Here is a 14,949-nt window from a genome sequence, read left to right as displayed (position 1 = left end):
CCCAAGGCATAGTGAGTGAATGGAGGCGCGGCCGGCGGTTGACGATGCCGCGCTCGGGCGCGAGGCGCTGGCCGTGCTCGAGGCGAACTGGACGGGCAGCGGCACCGTGCCCGCGCCCGGCCTGTACCCGCACCAGTGGAGCTGGGACTCCGCGTTCGTCGTCATCGGCCTGGCCAGGCACCGTCCGGAGCGCGCCCGGGAGGAGCTGCTCAGCCTGCTGAGCGGCCAGTGGGCGACCGGCATGGTGCCCCACATCGTCTTCCACACGCGCGAGGCGTACTTCCCCGGGCCGTCCGTCTGGCGTTCGCAGGAGCACGAGTCCGCGCCGAGGGTCGGCACCTCCGGGCTCACCTCACCGCCGTTGCAGGCGCTGGCGCTGCGGTGGCTCTACCGGCACACCGGCGACGTGGGGTTCGTCCGGCGGACCTTCCCGCTGCTCGTCGCCCAGCACCACTACCTCGCCTCGGCCCGCGACCTCGGCGGCGCGGGGCTGGCGGCCATCGTCCACCCCTGGGAGTCGGGCATGGACGACAGCCCGGTCTGGGACCAGCCGCTCGCCGCGCTGCCCGTCATCGGCTACGGCTACCGCAACGTGGAACTGGCCGACCGCCACCCCGACAGCGACCACGACCGTTACGTCTGGCTGGCCATGCGCTACCGCGACGCCGGCTACCGCGCCGAGTACCTGCGCGACGAGCACCCGTTCGCGGTCGAGGACCCGATGTTCAACGGCATCTGGCTCGCCTCCTGCCAGGCGCTGGCCGAGCTGGCGCCGCTGGCCGGCGCCGATCCCGCGCCCCACGCCGAACAGGCCGAACGCATCAGGCAGGCCATGCTCGACCGGCTCTGGGACGGCTGCTTCTACCCCCGCGACCTGCGCTCCGACCGGCTGATCAAGGTCTGCACGGTGGGCGCGTTCGGGCCGCTGCTCGATCCCGGGCTGCCCAGCGACCAGCTGCACGCCTGCGTCGAGGTGCTGGAGTCGGCCCGGTTCATGGGCGCGACCGGCTACCCGGTGCCGAGCTGCGAGATCCGCGCCGCCCAGTTCGACCGCACCCGCTACTGGCGCGGGCCGTCCTGGGTGAACACCAACTGGCTGTTACGCCGGGCCGCCGCCGTCCACTCGCTCGACCAGCTCGGGCGGCAGCTCGCCAACGGCACCCTGCGGCTCGTCCGGCAGGCCGGGTTCCGCGAGTGTTTCGATCCCTTCGACGGCAGCGGGCGCGGGTGCAGGGACTTCTCGTGGAGCGCGGCGCTCACCCTCGACCTGCTCGCCGATACCGTGGAGGTATGAGCATTTTTCGCCGCCTGCCCGCCGACGTGCGCCGATCGCTGGACGTCCGGCCGGGGGAGCGGGTGCTGACGTTCACCGAGACGGGTGACGGTCACCTGGTGGCCACCAACCTGGCCCTGTTCCTGTCGGACGGGACGCGGGTGCCGTACGAGGAGATCGACAAGGCGTCGTGGGACGACGAGGGGCTGCGGGTCGTCACCGTCGGCGGCGCCCGGTACTTCGAGCGGGTCGCCGAGCCGCGGATGGTGCCGGAGACCGTGCGCGAGCGGGTGAACTCCACCATCGTGGTCAACAAGCGCGTCAGCCTGCCGGGGCGCGGCGGCGTACGGCTGGTGGCCAGGCGTCCGCCGGGCGGCGAGGTGCTGGGCTGGACCCTGGTCTTCGACGAGGGGCTCGATCCGGCGGACCCGGGGCTGCGCGCGCAGGCCGAACAGGCCCTGGAAGGCGTCCGGCGCAGCATGGGCGTGTGAGGGGTCACACGTCCGTGCCGCGCCGGATCTCGGGGTCTCGGCCTCAGTAGGGGATGCCGGTCTCGCGGGACTTCCGTTCCGCGAGATCCTCCTCCTCGGGCCAGCCGCTGCCGGACCTGTGATGGCCGTCGGAGCCGAGGAACGGGATCTTCTCCTGAAGAGTTCCGCCCACCTTCTCCCTGGCCGCTCCGGCCAGCTTCGACGCCTGCGCGCCGACCACGCCCGCGGCCTCCTGGACCCTCGGGCTGTCGGCCACCCGCTGGGCCGCCCGCTTGATCTGTTCGTACCGCTCGCGGCCCGCCCGGCTGCCGAGCACGTAACCGACCGCCAGACCGACCGCAAATGTCATCCGATAACGCATGTTGCACCTCCGCTGTCTCCCGGCCTACCCCAGTTGCGATGCGACACGCACTCCCGGAGTGCGCTAATCTATTCCTGCGCACGAAGGAAGGGCCCAACAAGCCCGACCAGCAGGGCGAACGTTCGATCCCGCGTAGCTCAACGGCAGAGCAGCCGGCTGTTAACCGGCAGGTTATAGGTTCGAGTCCTATCGCGGGAGCCAGTGGTCAGGCCCTCTACCTGGAGACAGGTGGAGGGCCTGAGTCGTTTCCGGGGTGTCGTCCCACGGTCTCGGACGACGCGTTCCCCTCACTCAAGGCCCAGGTCCTCGACCGCGGTCCTACGGGGCGAGGTAGTACTCAGGGGCACCGCCCGTGGCCTGGACGACGATGGGCTCCGCGCCTTCCCATCCCGTGTTCTTGAGGTGGTACCGGACGCGGTAGTCGTGGAGACCGGCGACGTCGTAGTCGGTGACGTCGAGCGTCAGGCGTACGGTGCGGGTCTCGTCGTTGCTCATGAACGGGGAGCGTAGACGTCGCCACCGACAAGATCGTGCGAGGCGGCGCGTGGAGTGTACGGGTTGTAGTTGGTGGGTTACGGGATTTTGGGGTTTGGGGGACAAGGGGAGGGTTGGGGCGGAAGATGGGGGAGCCGGTCGGGTATGGCCGGCAGCCGCGGGAAGTCGTCGAAGGTGGCGTGGAGAGGGCGCCGCCGCAGGACGTGCCGCCGACCCGGAATCGGCGGGGCGCTCCGCTGACGGAGAAGTGTTGGTTGCCGCGTGCGTACCTGGATCAGATCCCTGCGTCCCTTCGATGTGCAAGCCGTGCACGCGCTGTTCGAGCGCACCACGGACGTCCGCGAGGCGGAGCGCTTCATCAGGCTCTTCCACGCCGAGAACCCCTCCGCCGGCGGCCTGGCCGCCCGGCTGCGCGACGTCGCCAGAGACGTCGCCCGCCACGGCACGTACGCCCACACCTTCGAGGAGCTGGAGTTCGGCGCGCGGGTCGCCTGGCGCAACAGCGGCCGGTGCATCGGACGCCTGTACTGGCGCTCGCTGAAGCTGCGCGACCGGCGGGAGGTGGCGACCGCGGAGGGCGTGGCGGTGGAGTGCGTGGCGCACCTGCGGGAGGCGACGGGGGAGGGGCGCATCAGGCCCACCATCACCGTCTTCGCCCCGGACACCCCGGCCATGCCGGGCCCGCGGGTGCTCAACGACCAGCTCGTCCGCTACGCCGGGCACCGTCTGGACGGCGGCGGCGTCCTGGGCGACCCGCGTAACGCCGGGCTCACCGATCTGGCCAAGGAGCTCGGGTGGCGCGGCGGGCCGGGCCGGTTCGACGTGCTGCCGCTGATCGTGCGGGCCGGGCTCGGCGACCCGCTGCTGTGCAACCTGCCCGGCGACGCCGTGCTGGAGGTGCCGCTGCTGCACCCCGAGTACGCGTGGTTCGCGGAGCTGAGGCTGCGCTGGCACGCCGTGCCGGTCATCTCGGACATGTGCCTGGAGATCGGCGGCGTCTGCTACCCGTGCGCGCCGTTCAACGGCTGGTACATGGGGACCGAGATCGGGGCGCGCAACCTGGCCGACGCCGACCGGTACGACCTGCTCCCCGAAGTGGCCAAGCACCTCGGCCTGGACACCTCCACCGAGCGCTCGCTGTGGCGCGACCACGCGCTGGTCGAGCTCAACGTGGCGGTGCTGCACTCGTTCGAGACGGCCGGGGTGACGATCACCGACCACCACACCGAGTCCCGGCGCTTCCTGACCCACCTGGAACGCGAGGAACGCGCCGGACGCCGCTGCCCGGCCGACTGGTCGTGGATCGTCCCGCCGCTGTCGGGCGGCGCGACCCCGGTCTTCCACCGGTACTACGACACCTGCGAGCTGACCCCCGCCTACGTGCACCGCCACCCCACCCGGTGACGCGCTTGCCAGCCCGGCCCAGAACATGGTTCGGTTAGCGCATGGCGGAACTCGTGCTCTCATCGTCGGACCGGGGCGTGCTCACGCTGACCTTCAACCGTCCCGACACGCTCAACGCCTGGACGGACGCCATGGGCCGGCGCTACTTCGACCTGCTGGCCGAGGCCGAGAAGGACCCCGGCGTCCGGGCCGTCGTGGTGACCGGCGCGGGCAAGGGCTTCTGCGCCGGAGCCGACTTCAGGACGCTCGCCGCCATCCAGACCGGCTCCTACGACGAGACCCCCGACCCGCGGCCCAACACCTTCCCCACGACCATCGGCAAGCCGATCATCGCCGCGGTCAACGGGGCCTGCGCCGGGCTCGGCATGGTGCACGCGCTCGTCTGCGACCTGGTCTTCACGGCCGAGGAGGCCAAGTGGACGACGGCGTTCCCGCGCCGCGGCCTGGTCGCCGAGTACGGCCTGTCCTGGGTGCTGCCGAGGGTCATGGGCCAGCAGCGGGCCATGGACGTCCTGCTGTCGGGCCGGGTGTTCAGCGGGCGGGAGGCGTACGAGCTGGGTCTGGCCAACCGGGCGGTGCCCGGGGAGTCGCTGTTGGAGCAGGCCCAGGAGTACGCGAGGGAGCTGGCCGTGCACAGCTCGCCGGCGTCCATGGCGGTGATCAAGCGGCAGGTGTGGCACGACTGGGACACCACGCTGGAGGAGTCGGCCAGGAAGGCCGTCCACGAGATGCTGGCCTCCTTCGGGCGGCCCGACTTCGCCGAGGGCGTCGCCAGTTTCCTGGAGCGGCGCCCGCCCAACTTCCCGGCGCTGTGAAACCGCAGGCCGGAGGGGGTCCGGCCGGCGCGCGCCGAGGTTAGACGACGAGCCCCGCCGGGTAGGCAGGGCGTGTCCGGGAGCTTCACGGCGAAGCGGGGGCGCGGGGCAGGTTCGGGGGGCGCGGTGCAGGCATTCGTCATGAGGGAGATCGGCCGGGTCGGCTTCATGGACAAACCCGTGCCGCGGCCGGGCCCGCGCGACGCCGTCGTCCGCACCACCACCGCACTCATCTGCACCTCCGACTCCCACACCGTCCAGGGCGGCATCGGCCCGCGCACCGACCTGACGCTCGGGCACGAGGCCGTCGGCGTGGTGCACGAGGTGGGCGGCGAGGTGCGCGACTTCCGGCCGGGCGACCGCGTCCTGGTGGGGGCCATCACGCCCGACTGGGGCGATCTCGCCTGCCAGAACGGCCACCCGTCGCAGTCCGGCGGCCCGCTCGGCGGGTTCAAGTTCGCCAACTCCAAGGACGGCGTCTTCGCCGAGTTCTTCCACGTCAACGAGGCCGACGCCAACATGGCCAAGATCCCCGGCGGCGTGCCGGACGAGACGGCCGTCTACTGCGCCGACATGCTCTCGACCGGGTTCATGGGCGCCGAGAACGGCGACATCCCCATCGGGGGGACGGTCGCCGTGCTGGCCCAGGGCCCGGTGGGGCTCATGGCCACCGCCGGCGCCCGGCTGCGCGGCGCGGGCCTGGTCATCGGGGTCGAATCGGTGCCCCGCCGCAAGCGGCTCGCCCGCGACTACGGCGCCGACGAGATCGTCGACTTCACCACCGAGGACGTCGTCGAGCGCGTCCTCGGACTGACCGGGGGCCAGGGCGTGGACACCGCCATCGAGGCGCTCGGCGCGGACGCCACCTTCCAGACCGCGATCAAGATCACCAAGCCGGGCGGGACGGTGTCCAACACCGGCTACTACGGCCAGGGCGAGTTCGTCCGCATCCCGCGCGTCGAGTGGGGCGTCGGCATGGCGGAGAAGAAGATCACGACCGGCCTGTGCCCGGGCGGACGGCTGCGCATGGAACGCCTGCTGCGCATCCTGGAGGGCGACCGGCTCGATCCCACGCCCCTGACCACCCACACGTTCGGCTTCGAGGAGATGGAACGCGCCTTCGAGGTCTCGGACAAGAAGCTCGACGACGTGGTGAAGGTGATGATCGCCTTCCAGTGACGGCAAGGGCACCAGAGAGCGCCGAGAAGCACTGAGGAGCGCCGAGAAGCACTGAGGAGCGCCGAGAAGCACTGAGGAGAACGCCGGCCATGCTCGACCTCGACCCACCCTTCCGCCCGGTGCGCCGCCGGGACGGCTACCCGGCGCTGGAGGACCTGGGCCTCATCGGCGACGGCACCACGGCGGCGCTGGTCGGTCTCGACGGCTCGATCCCGTGGTTGTGCCTGCCCGACTTCGACAGCGATCCCCTGCTGTGCGGCCTGCTGGACCACGAGCGCGGCGGCCACTTCACGCTGACGGCCGACGACCTGCGCGAGGCCAGGCAGTACTACGAGCCGGACACCGCCGTGCTGGTCACCGAGCTGCGCGGCCCGTCCGGCGTGGTGCGGATCACCGACGCGCTGGTCCTGCGCGCCGGCGCCGACCTCAGCGACGACGCGGGCGGCGGCAGGGGCGAGCTGGTCCGGTCCGCGGTCGTCCTGGCGGGGAGCGTACGCCTGCGGGCGGAGCTGGAGCCGCGCGGCGGCGGGCAGGCCCGGATGCTCGGCAGCGGCCTGGAGGTGCGCGCGTCCCGGCGGCCCGACCTGCGGCTGCATCTGCGCTCCGACCGGCCGCTGACCGGGCTGCGCACCGTGCACGACCTCCAGGAGGGCGACCGCCTCGACCTGGTGCTGTCGTGGGGGCGCATCCACCGCCACCACCGGTTCGACCCCGAGGCGATGTTGCGGCAGACCGCCGACGCCTGGCGGCGCTGGATGGGCGCGTGCGGCTACCGGGGCCCGCAGGAGGCGCTGGTCCGGCGTTCGGTGATCACGCTGAAGCTGTGCGACGACTGGGTCAACGGCTCGCTGGTGGCGGCGCCGACGTCCTCGCTGCCCGCGCCCGTCGGCGGGGTGCGCAACTGGGACTACCGCTACACGTGGATCCGCGACGCCGCCTACGCCGTCTTCGCGCTGCGCCGCGTCGGCTTCGAGGAGGAGGCCGACGGCTTCCTCGGCTGGGTCCTCGACGCCTTCGAGCAGAGCGGCGATCCGCTGATCATGTACACGCTGCGCGGCGACCCCGTACCCGAGGAGGTCGTCGACCCCGATCTGGAGGGCTACCGGCGCTCGGCGCCGGTGCGGTGGGGCAACGGCGCGGCCGACCAACGCCAGCACGACGTCTACGGCGAGGTGCTGGACTGCGCCGACCAGTGGCTGCTGCCCGGCCGCGACCTCCAGCCCGCGCTGTGGTCGGGGCTGTCGGAGCTGGCCGAGGCCGCCGCGCGCACCTGGCAGGAGCCCGACCAGGGCATCTGGGAGGTACGCAGCCAGGGCCGGGTCTTCACCTACTCGGCGGGCATGTGCCAGGTGGCGCTGGACCGGGCCGCGGCCATCGGCGAGCGGCTGGGCCTGGCCGGTCCGATCGCCAGGTGGCGGTCCACGGCCGAGGAGCTGCGCCGGCTCATCCTGGAACAGGCGTGGAACGAGGACGCGCAGTGCCTGGGCGAGCACCTCGACGGCGGCAGCGGCCTGGACGCCAGCCTGCTCGCGCTGCCGCTGCGCAAGGTCGTGCCGGCCAACCATCCGCGGATGGCGGCGACCACCGCGGCCGTCGCCGAACGCCTGTCCGCCGGGGACGGCCTGCTCTACCGCTACCTGCACGAGCAGTCGCCGGACGGCCTGCCCGGCGACGAGGGCGCCTTCCTGCTGTGCAGCTTCTGGCTGGTGGACAACCTGATCCTCCAGGGCCACCGGGCCCGCGCCGAGGAGCTGTACGCCTCCCTGTGCGCCCGCGCCAGCCCGCTCGGCCTGCTCCCGGAGCAGATCGACCCGGCCACGGGCGCGTTCGCGGGCAACTTCCCGCAGGCGTTCAGCCACATCGGGGTGATCGCCAGCGGGGTCAACCTGGCCCGGGCGGGGGCGGCCCGGACGCCCTGACCGGCTCAGGCCAGGCGGTGGGCGCCCTTGGCCGCGGTGGCCGACAGGAAGCGCGGGGCCTGGAAGCCGCGCTCGGCGTAGGCGGCCGTGACCGACGCGCGCACGTCGTCGAGGCGGGCGTCGGGGACCAGGGCGATGGCCGAGCCGCCGAAGCCGCCGCCCGTCATCCTGGCGCCGCGGGCCCCGCCGCGGAAGGCGGCCTCCACGGCGACGTCGAGCTCCGGCGAGGAGACCTCGTACTGGTCGCGCAGCGACAGGTGGGAGGCGTTGAGCAGGGCGCCGATCTCGGTGACCTTGCCCGCGCGCAGCAGGCCGATCAGGGCCTCGACGCGGTGGTTCTCGGTGACGACGTGCATGACGCGCTTGCGCTCGGCGCCCTGGAGCCGGTCGAGGGCCGCGGCCAGGTCGGTGACGTCGCGCAGGGACGGCACGCCCAGCTTCCGGGCGGCGGACTCGCACTCGGCGCGGCGCTTGGCGTACTCGCCGCCGGCGTGCTCGTGGTGGACCTGGGTGTCGATGATGAGGATGCTCAGGCCCTCGGCGGCCAGGTCGAGGGGGATGTTCCTGGAGCCGAGCGAGCGGCAGTCGAGGAACAGCGCGTGGCCCTCCTGGCACAGCGCGGAGGCGGCCTGGTCCATGATGCCGCACGGCATGCCGACGAAGTCGTTCTCGGCCCGCTGGCTGAGCAGGGCGATCTCCATCGGCGTCAGGCCGAGCCCGTGGACGTCGTTCAGCGCGGAGGCGACGGCCACCTCCAGGGCGGCGCTGGAGCTGAGCCCCGCGCCCTGGGGCACGTCGCCGTCGATCGCGATGTCGGCGCCCGCGACCCGGTCGCCGAGCATGGCCAGCACGCCCACGGCGTAGCGGGCCCAGCCGGTCGCCTCCTCCCTGGCCGACAGCTCGACCGGGCCGCCGGAGGACTGGAGGGACAGCAGGCGGATGGTCTGGTCGGCGCGCGGGGTGACGGCGGCGCTCACGCCCCACGGCACCGCGAAGGGCAGGACGAAACCGTCGTTGTAGTCGGTGTGCTCGCCGATCAGGTTGACCCGGCCGGGCGCGCGCCAGACCGTGCGGGGATCGGCACCGAAGGCGGCACGAAAAGCTTCAGCAACGCGCATAATCCAACACTCCTCAACAAAGGCCCGACCGTAGACTAGCGCCATGGAGGAGCTCCTGGATCCAGCGCTCGGCGAGGTCCGGGTGTTCCTGATGCACGACGACAACAAGCGGCGCAAGCTCAAGTACAACCTGGGCCATCGGCGGCTGCTCACCTTCGGCGGGGCGTACTCCCATCACATCAGGGCCGTGGCCCGGGCCGGGAGGCTGCACGGGATCGAGACGATCGGGGTGATCAGGGGCGAGGAGCACCTGCCGCTCAACCCCACGCTCGCCTTCGCCGTCTCCTGCGGGATGACGCTCACCTACCTCGACCGCGCCTCCTACCGGCTCAAGCACACGCCCGAGGTGCAGGCGCGGCTGCGGGAGCGCTGGGGGGACGTCACGATCCTGCCGGAGGGCGGCAGCAACGCGGCGGCCGTGCGCGGCTGCGCCGAGCTCCCGCCGGAGATCGGCGTCGACTACGACGTGGTCTGCTGCCCGGTCGGCACCGGCGGCACCCTCGCCGGCATCGCGGCCGGGCTGCCCGAGGGCAGGCGGGCGCTGGGCTTCGCGGTGCTCAAGGGGGCCGGCTTCCTGACGGACGAGGTGGCCCGGCTCCAGCGCGAGGCGTACGGCCGTACCTGGACGAACTGGTCGGTCAACCTCGACTACCACTTCGGCGGCTACGCCCGCTCGACCCCCGTCCTCGACCGGTTCGCCGCCGAGCACCGGGTCGAGGGCGTCTACGTGGCCAAGATGCTCTACGGCGTGCTCGACCTGGCCCGGCAGGGGGCCTTCGCGCCGGGCACCCGCGTCGTCGCCGTGCTGACCGGTCAGCCCTCGACGTCCGTGGCGGCGTGCGGGGCGCCGACCGGCTTCGACTCGGGCGAGCCGCGCTGACGCAGGTAGACCGACAGCACCACCATCGACAACACGGCCAGCAGCTCCGACTGCCAGTTCTGCAGGCTGCGGTTCCAGAACTCGGCGGAGGTCACGTACTGGCCCCACGAGACGGGGTCGCGCAGGTCGCCGAGCCGTCCGGCGTTGTAGGCCGCCTGGCCCGCCACCGACTGGGCCAGCCACGACAGCACGAAGATGACGCCCATCACCAGGCCGAGCGAGTTGCTGAACAGCCACAGCCGGGCTCCGCGGGCCTTGGCCCAGGCGGGGGAGTAGCTGGTGGCGTGCGCGCCGATCTGCTGCTGCTCGTCCGACTCGGCCCCGGCGTCCTCCACCTTCTTGGACTCGGGGGAGCCCTTCTGCACGAGCCAGACGGTCAGCATGATGTACAGGAAGAACTGCAGGTACTCCGACTGCCAGTTCTCGGCCACGTCCACGGCGAAGTCGGAGGAGGTGACGTACTCGGCGAACGACACCGGGTCGGCGCCCTGGACCAGTTGCAGGTCGTTGAACTGGAGCATGCCGGCCACCGCCTGGCCGCCGAGCGCCAGCAGGAACATGACCAGGAAGGCCAGCGACAGGGAGTTCTCCTTCAGCCACCTCACAACCGCGCCCACCCGATGGCGAAGAACCAGGCCAGCCCCGCCGCGATGACGAGCAGGGTCAGCGTGAACATCACCCGCATCAGCCCTCCACCTCGCATTCGTAGGGCAGGTCGCGCACGGGCCGGCAGCCCGCGGCCTTCACCCGCCAGCCGTCGGCGAAGCGGTGGAGGAACACCGTGTCGCCGGCCAGCCGCACCTGGGCCTCGTTCCCCCACACGTTCACCTCGGTGACCCGGCCGCCGGGGCCCAGCTTGACGTCGCCCAGCGCCTGCGCGCAGGTCTGGCCGGGGTCGGGCAGCTTGTCGGCGGTGGTACGGGCCAGCAGCCCGCACGCGGCGTCCTCCTGGTGGGCCGCCACGGCCGCGTGGAACCGTTCGGCGGCCCGCGCGGGGGACGTCGTGTCCACGGCGCAGCCGACGGCCGCCAGGAGGAGCGCCGGAACGACGAACGGGAATCTCATGAGCCACCCGCTACCCCCAGGGGCTCAGGGCATGCTGCCGGGCGCGCCGGCTAGCCGAGCTGGTCGAGCACCGGGGTGACCAGGGCGTTGAGCTCGCGGGCCAGGACGACCACGGCCCGGTGGGCCCGCTGCTCGACCTCGTCGTGCGGGCCCTCGGGCTCCGGCGGGAGGTCGTCGAGCGGCACGGGCGCCTCGACGAGCAGTGTGGCGCGCAGGAACGGGATGCGCGCCAGGTCCTGCTGGCTCGGCTCGACGTACTGGCCGAAGGTCTCCTGCCAGCCCAGCCAGCCGCGGTCGCGCCACCAGGCCCGCGACCTGGTCAGCTCCTCGGGGAGCGGCGAGGCGATCTGGACGCGGGCGTAGAGGGTGCCGTCCCAGGTGTTGCGGTGGCAGGTGGCCTCCAGGACGCGGCGGTCCCAGCGCACGTAGCCGGGGGTGAGCGAGGGCGAGGTGGCCAGCCGCCAGGCCGCGCAGGCGAACCTGACCGGCGCGATGTCACCCCACTCGAACTCGTCGAGGTTCTTGCGCACGTGTACGGCGTAGCGCCCGTCACGGTCCCTGTCGAACTCCTGGTCGATCCAGAACGCCTTGCCCATGCCCCCTACGCTACGGCCCGGCGGGGCCGCCCGGCGGGGTACGGGAGATCTGGGTCTTGTCGGTAATTACGTGACCATATAAGCTCATCTGGTCAAACAATGGGAGGGCGAAGAATGGCCAGAGCGGGCAGGCCGCCGCAGGACCCCGCGCGGCACGCCGAGCGGGCCCACCGCATCCTCGACGCCGCCGCCGAGCTGATCCTGCGCTGGGGCTACGACAAGACCACCGTCGACGACGTGGCCAGGCGCGCCGGCGTCGCCAAGGGCACGATCTACCTGCACTGGAAGACGCGCGACGAGCTGTTCGCCGCGCTGCTGCGGCGCGAGCGGGTGCTCATGCTGGACCGGGTGCGCGAGGCCGCGCCCGCCACCCTCGGCGGGCTGTTCGGGAGGCTGGCCTCGGCGCTGCTGCACCGGCCGCTGCTGCACGCGGTCCTGCTCGACGACTCCGAGGTGCTCGGCAAGCTCACCCGGCTCAAGCGGCAGCGCCCGTCGATCGGCGGACTCGAACTCGGCGGCCCCTTCGACGCCTACCTGCGCGAGCTGGTCAAGCTGGGCGCCGTGCGCGAGGAGCCGGCCGAGCAGGTCATGGTGATCGGCTCGATCTTCTACGGCTTCATGTTCCTGCCCGGCGCGCGCCCGGAGTCCGAGCGGCTGCCCGACGACCGGGTCGCCGAGCTGCTGGCCGAGACCGTCGAACGCGCGGTGGGCACCGGACGCGCGCTGCCGCCCGCCGACGCCGCGGCCGTCGCGCGGGCCACGCTCGACCTCCTCGACGCCCTCGCCGACGTCGCCCGGCGCAAACTGGCGACATCCATGAGCCCTGCTAAGGAGCGCGTGCAGTGAAGGAAGTCATCCCCCTCGACGACGAAGCCGCCGCCGACCTCGACACCGCGGGCGGCAAGGGCGCCTCGCTGGCCCGGCTGGTCAGGGCGGGGCTGCCGGTGCCCGGCGGGTTCGTCGTCACGACCGGGGCGTACCGGTCGTTCGTGTCGGCGTTCGGCGACGAGATCGCCTCCTCCGGCGACCCCGGCGCGCTGTTCGCCGCGCACGAGATCCCGGCCGGCCTGGCCGCGCAGATCGAGGCCGCGCACGCCGTGCTCGGCGACGACGTCGCGGTGGCCGTGCGCTCGTCGGCCACCGCCGAGGACCTGCCCGAGCTGTCGTTCGCCGGGCAGCAGGACACCTTTCTCAACATCCGGGGCGACGGGCTGCTGGAGGCGGTCCGCCGCTGCTGGGCCTCGCTGTGGAACCCGCGCGCCGTCGCCTACCGCGAGCGCAACGGCGTCCCGCACGACGACGTGGCCCTGGCCGTGGTCGTCCAGGAGCTGGTGGACGCCGACGCGGCCGGGATCATGTTCACCGCCGACCCGGTCACCGGCGCGCGCGACGAGATCGTGGTCAACGCCTCCTGGGGGCTCGGTGAGGCCGTCGTCGGCGGGCAGGTCACGCCGGACACGATCACCCTGTCGGGCGGCCGGGTCACCGGGTCGCGGGTCGCCGACAAGACCGTCATGACCGTGCGCACCGCGAGCGGCACCCGTGAGGAGCCCGTGCCCGAGGAACTGCGCCGCCGACCCGTGCTCGACCCGCCGCAGGCGGTGGAGCTGGCCGCGCTCGGCGAGCGCGTCCAGGCCCTGTACGGCCTGCCCATGGACGTCGAGTGGGCCAGGCGCGACGGCACGTTCGCGATCCTCCAGGCCCGCCCGATCACCGGCCTGAAACCGCAGGTCGAGGAGTGGAACGACAGCCTCAAGGGCGACTACCTGTGGACCGCGGGCAACCTGGGCGAGGCCATCCCCGACGTGATGACCCCGGCGACCTGGTCCTTCGTCCGGCTGTTCATCCACGAGGCCATGTCGGCCTCGGCGCTGCCCGGCTTCGACCTGGTGGGCAACATCGGCGGCCGGTTCTACATGAACCTCAGCGTCGTCCACTCCATCGCCGCAGCCCTGGGCATGCGGAGCAGGCTGGGCGCGGTCGAGCAGGTCTTCGGCAAGCTGCCGCCCGGCCTGGAGATGCCCCTGGTGGGCCTGTCCCGCTGGGAGATCATCAGGCGCGTCCTGCCGATGGCCGTGAACCTCCAGCGGCGGGTGCGCCGGAACCTCAAGGAGATGCCGGCCTTCCTCGCCGCCTCCCGGCGGCGCTGCGAGGAACTGCGCGAACGCGTCGCCGCCACCTCCTCCGGCCCCGAACTGGCCGACCTGTGGACGGCCGAGATCAAGCCTCACGTGGTCACCTCCAGCCGCATGCTGGAGGCCGCCGGCCGCCAGGGCGGCGCCACGCTCGTCTGGACCCGCGACCGGCTGCGCAGGCTGATGGGCGAGGTGGACGCCGAGGCCATGCTCACCGGCGTGAACGCCGACGGCGAGCTGGCCAGCCTCGGGCCCGTCCTGGGCCTGGGCAGGCTGGCCAGGGGCGAGATCAGCAGGGAGGAGTTCGCGCTGGCCTACGGGCACCGCGGGCCGCACGAGTTCGAGGTCTCCCGGCCCCGGCCCGGCGAGGACCCGGCCTGGATAGACGCCCAGCTCACCGGCCTGCGCGACCTGCGGGCCGGCACCGAGGCGCTGCTCGCCCGCCAGGAGAAGGCCAGGCAGGAGGCGTGGGCGAGGTTCGCCGCCCGCCACCCGGGCAAGGAGGCCAAGATGCGCGCCCGGGTACGGCGGTGGAACGCGGTCGTCCGCGACCGGGAGAACGCCCGCTCGGAGAACATGCGGGCCTTCTGGGTGCTGCGGGCGTTCGTGGTGCGCGCCGGCGAGCTGACCGGTCACGGCGACGACCTGTTCCACCTCTACCTGGAGGAGATCCTCGACGTGCTGCGCGGCGACCCCTCTGCCTTGGAACGGGTGCCGGTACGGCGGGCGACCCACGACCTGTACGCCGCGCTGCCGCCGTACCCGACGGTGATCGTCGGCCGGTTCGACCCCGTCCGGTGGGCCGCCGACCCCGGCCGCCGGGCCGACGTGTACGACGCCCGCGGCTTCGACGTCCCGGTCAGCGACACCGTGACCGGGTTCCCCGGCGCGCCCGGCGTGGTCGAGGGCGTGGCCAGGGTCATCGCCGGCCCGGAGGACGGCGACCGGCTCAAGCCCGGCGAGATCCTGGTGACGACCCTGACGAACGTCGGCTGGACCCCCATGTTCCCGCGCGCCGCCGCCGTCGTGACCGACATGGGCGCGCCGCTGTCGCACGCCTCGATCGTCGCCCGCGAGCTGGGCATCCCGGCCGTGGTCGGCACCGGCAACGCCACCATGCGGCTGCGCGACGGCGACCGCGTCCGCGTGGACGGCGAGCGCGGCACGGTCGAGTTGCTGCGCTGAAAGGGTTGCCGCGGTGAAAGGGTTGCCGCGGTG

Annotated in this window: 15 protein-coding genes and 1 tRNA gene; 10 read left to right on the top strand and 6 right to left on the bottom strand. The window is 72.7% G+C overall.

Translation table 11 applies throughout. From position 1 onward, the window contains the following. Positions 1-19 precede the first annotated feature (19 nt). The gene (locus ABZ815_RS04560) at positions 20-1,294 is read left to right on the top strand and encodes a hypothetical protein (protein WP_357693910.1); all 1,275 of its coding nucleotides are present in this window, start codon (positions 20-22) and stop codon (positions 1,292-1,294) included. After that, complete coding sequence (locus ABZ815_RS04555) at positions 1,291-1,764, top strand: hypothetical protein (protein ID WP_357693908.1); 474 nt, start codon at positions 1,291-1,293, stop codon at positions 1,762-1,764. The genes ABZ815_RS04560 and ABZ815_RS04555 overlap by 4 nt, the downstream gene beginning before the upstream one ends. A gap of 43 nt (positions 1,765-1,807) precedes the next feature. On the opposite strand, the gene ABZ815_RS04550 is transcribed toward ABZ815_RS04555, so the two are convergent. Next, on the bottom strand, positions 1,808-2,125 hold the full coding sequence (locus ABZ815_RS04550) for a YtxH domain-containing protein (protein ID WP_357693906.1): 318 nt from the start codon (positions 2,123-2,125) through the stop codon (positions 1,808-1,810). 126 nt (positions 2,126-2,251) lie between these two features. Between ABZ815_RS04550 and ABZ815_RS04545 the strand changes: the two genes are divergently transcribed. Then, positions 2,252-2,326, top strand: a tRNA-Asn gene (locus tag ABZ815_RS04545). 117 nt (positions 2,327-2,443) lie between these two features. Here the strand turns inward: ABZ815_RS04545 and ABZ815_RS04540 are convergent. Further along, a complete protein-coding gene (locus ABZ815_RS04540) occupies positions 2,444-2,620 on the bottom strand; it encodes a hypothetical protein (RefSeq protein ID WP_357693903.1) in 177 nt (58 codons plus the stop codon). 306 nt (positions 2,621-2,926) lie between these two features. Here ABZ815_RS04540 and ABZ815_RS04535 point away from each other — a divergent pair, with 306 nt between their 5' ends. The 4 genes from ABZ815_RS04535 to ABZ815_RS04520 all read left to right on the top strand — a co-directional run bounded on the left by ABZ815_RS04535 (position 2,927) and on the right by ABZ815_RS04520 (position 7,937). Continuing rightward, on the top strand, positions 2,927-4,024 hold the full coding sequence (locus tag ABZ815_RS04535; RefSeq protein WP_357693901.1) for a nitric oxide synthase oxygenase: 1,098 nt from the start codon (positions 2,927-2,929) through the stop codon (positions 4,022-4,024). Between the two features lie 41 nt (positions 4,025-4,065). Beyond that, the gene (locus ABZ815_RS04530; RefSeq protein WP_357693899.1) at positions 4,066-4,839 is read left to right on the top strand and encodes an enoyl-CoA hydratase-related protein; all 774 of its coding nucleotides are present in this window, start codon (positions 4,066-4,068) and stop codon (positions 4,837-4,839) included. A 141-nt stretch (positions 4,840-4,980) separates the two neighbouring features. Next, the gene (locus ABZ815_RS04525) at positions 4,981-6,018 is read left to right on the top strand and encodes an NAD(P)-dependent alcohol dehydrogenase (RefSeq protein WP_357693897.1); all 1,038 of its coding nucleotides are present in this window, start codon (positions 4,981-4,983) and stop codon (positions 6,016-6,018) included. 89 nt (positions 6,019-6,107) lie between these two features. Next, the gene (locus ABZ815_RS04520; protein WP_357693894.1) at positions 6,108-7,937 is read left to right on the top strand and encodes a glycoside hydrolase family 15 protein; all 1,830 of its coding nucleotides are present in this window, start codon (positions 6,108-6,110) and stop codon (positions 7,935-7,937) included. Positions 7,938-7,942: 5 nt separating this feature from the next. On the opposite strand, the gene galK is transcribed toward ABZ815_RS04520, so the two are convergent. Further along, positions 7,943-9,055: a galactokinase gene (galK, locus tag ABZ815_RS04515; RefSeq protein ID WP_357693892.1), complete on the bottom strand. Its 1,113-nt coding sequence runs from the start codon at positions 9,053-9,055 to the stop codon at positions 7,943-7,945. A 43-nt stretch (positions 9,056-9,098) separates the two neighbouring features. On the opposite strand from galK, the gene ABZ815_RS04510 reads away from it, so the two are divergent. Next, positions 9,099-9,935, top strand: a complete 837-nt coding sequence (locus tag ABZ815_RS04510; protein WP_357693889.1) for a 1-aminocyclopropane-1-carboxylate deaminase/D-cysteine desulfhydrase — start codon at positions 9,099-9,101, stop codon at positions 9,933-9,935. Here the strand turns inward: ABZ815_RS04510 and ABZ815_RS04505 are convergent. The 3 genes from ABZ815_RS04505 to ABZ815_RS04495 all read right to left on the bottom strand — a co-directional run bounded on the left by ABZ815_RS04505 (position 9,869) and on the right by ABZ815_RS04495 (position 11,596). Further along, positions 9,869-10,540: a DUF6766 family protein gene (locus tag ABZ815_RS04505; RefSeq protein ID WP_357693887.1), complete on the bottom strand. Its 672-nt coding sequence runs from the start codon at positions 10,538-10,540 to the stop codon at positions 9,869-9,871. The genes ABZ815_RS04510 and ABZ815_RS04505 overlap by 67 nt on opposite strands. 79 nt (positions 10,541-10,619) lie before the next feature. Next, a complete protein-coding gene (locus tag ABZ815_RS04500; protein ID WP_357693885.1) occupies positions 10,620-11,000 on the bottom strand; it encodes a hypothetical protein in 381 nt (126 codons plus the stop codon). 50 nt (positions 11,001-11,050) lie between these two features. Then, positions 11,051-11,596 (bottom strand): hypothetical protein, encoded by a 546-nt coding sequence (locus ABZ815_RS04495; protein ID WP_357693883.1) that lies wholly within the window; start codon positions 11,594-11,596, stop codon positions 11,051-11,053. A gap of 114 nt (positions 11,597-11,710) precedes the next feature. Here ABZ815_RS04495 and ABZ815_RS04490 point away from each other — a divergent pair, with 114 nt between their 5' ends. Then, entirely contained in the window at positions 11,711-12,442 is a 732-nt protein-coding gene (locus tag ABZ815_RS04490; RefSeq protein WP_357693881.1) for a helix-turn-helix domain-containing protein, read from the top strand. Further along, positions 12,439-14,916, top strand: coding sequence for a PEP/pyruvate-binding domain-containing protein (locus ABZ815_RS04485; RefSeq protein WP_357693879.1), 2,478 nt, complete (start codon positions 12,439-12,441; stop codon positions 14,914-14,916). Before ABZ815_RS04490 ends, ABZ815_RS04485 begins: the two co-directional genes overlap by 4 nt. Positions 14,917-14,949: the final 33 nt, after the last annotated feature.

It is taken from the genome of Nonomuraea sp. NPDC047529 (genome assembly GCF_040642995.1).
Taxonomy (GTDB): domain Bacteria; phylum Actinomycetota; class Actinomycetes; order Streptosporangiales; family Streptosporangiaceae; genus Nonomuraea.
This window is presented reverse-complemented; position numbering and strand designations above follow the sequence as displayed.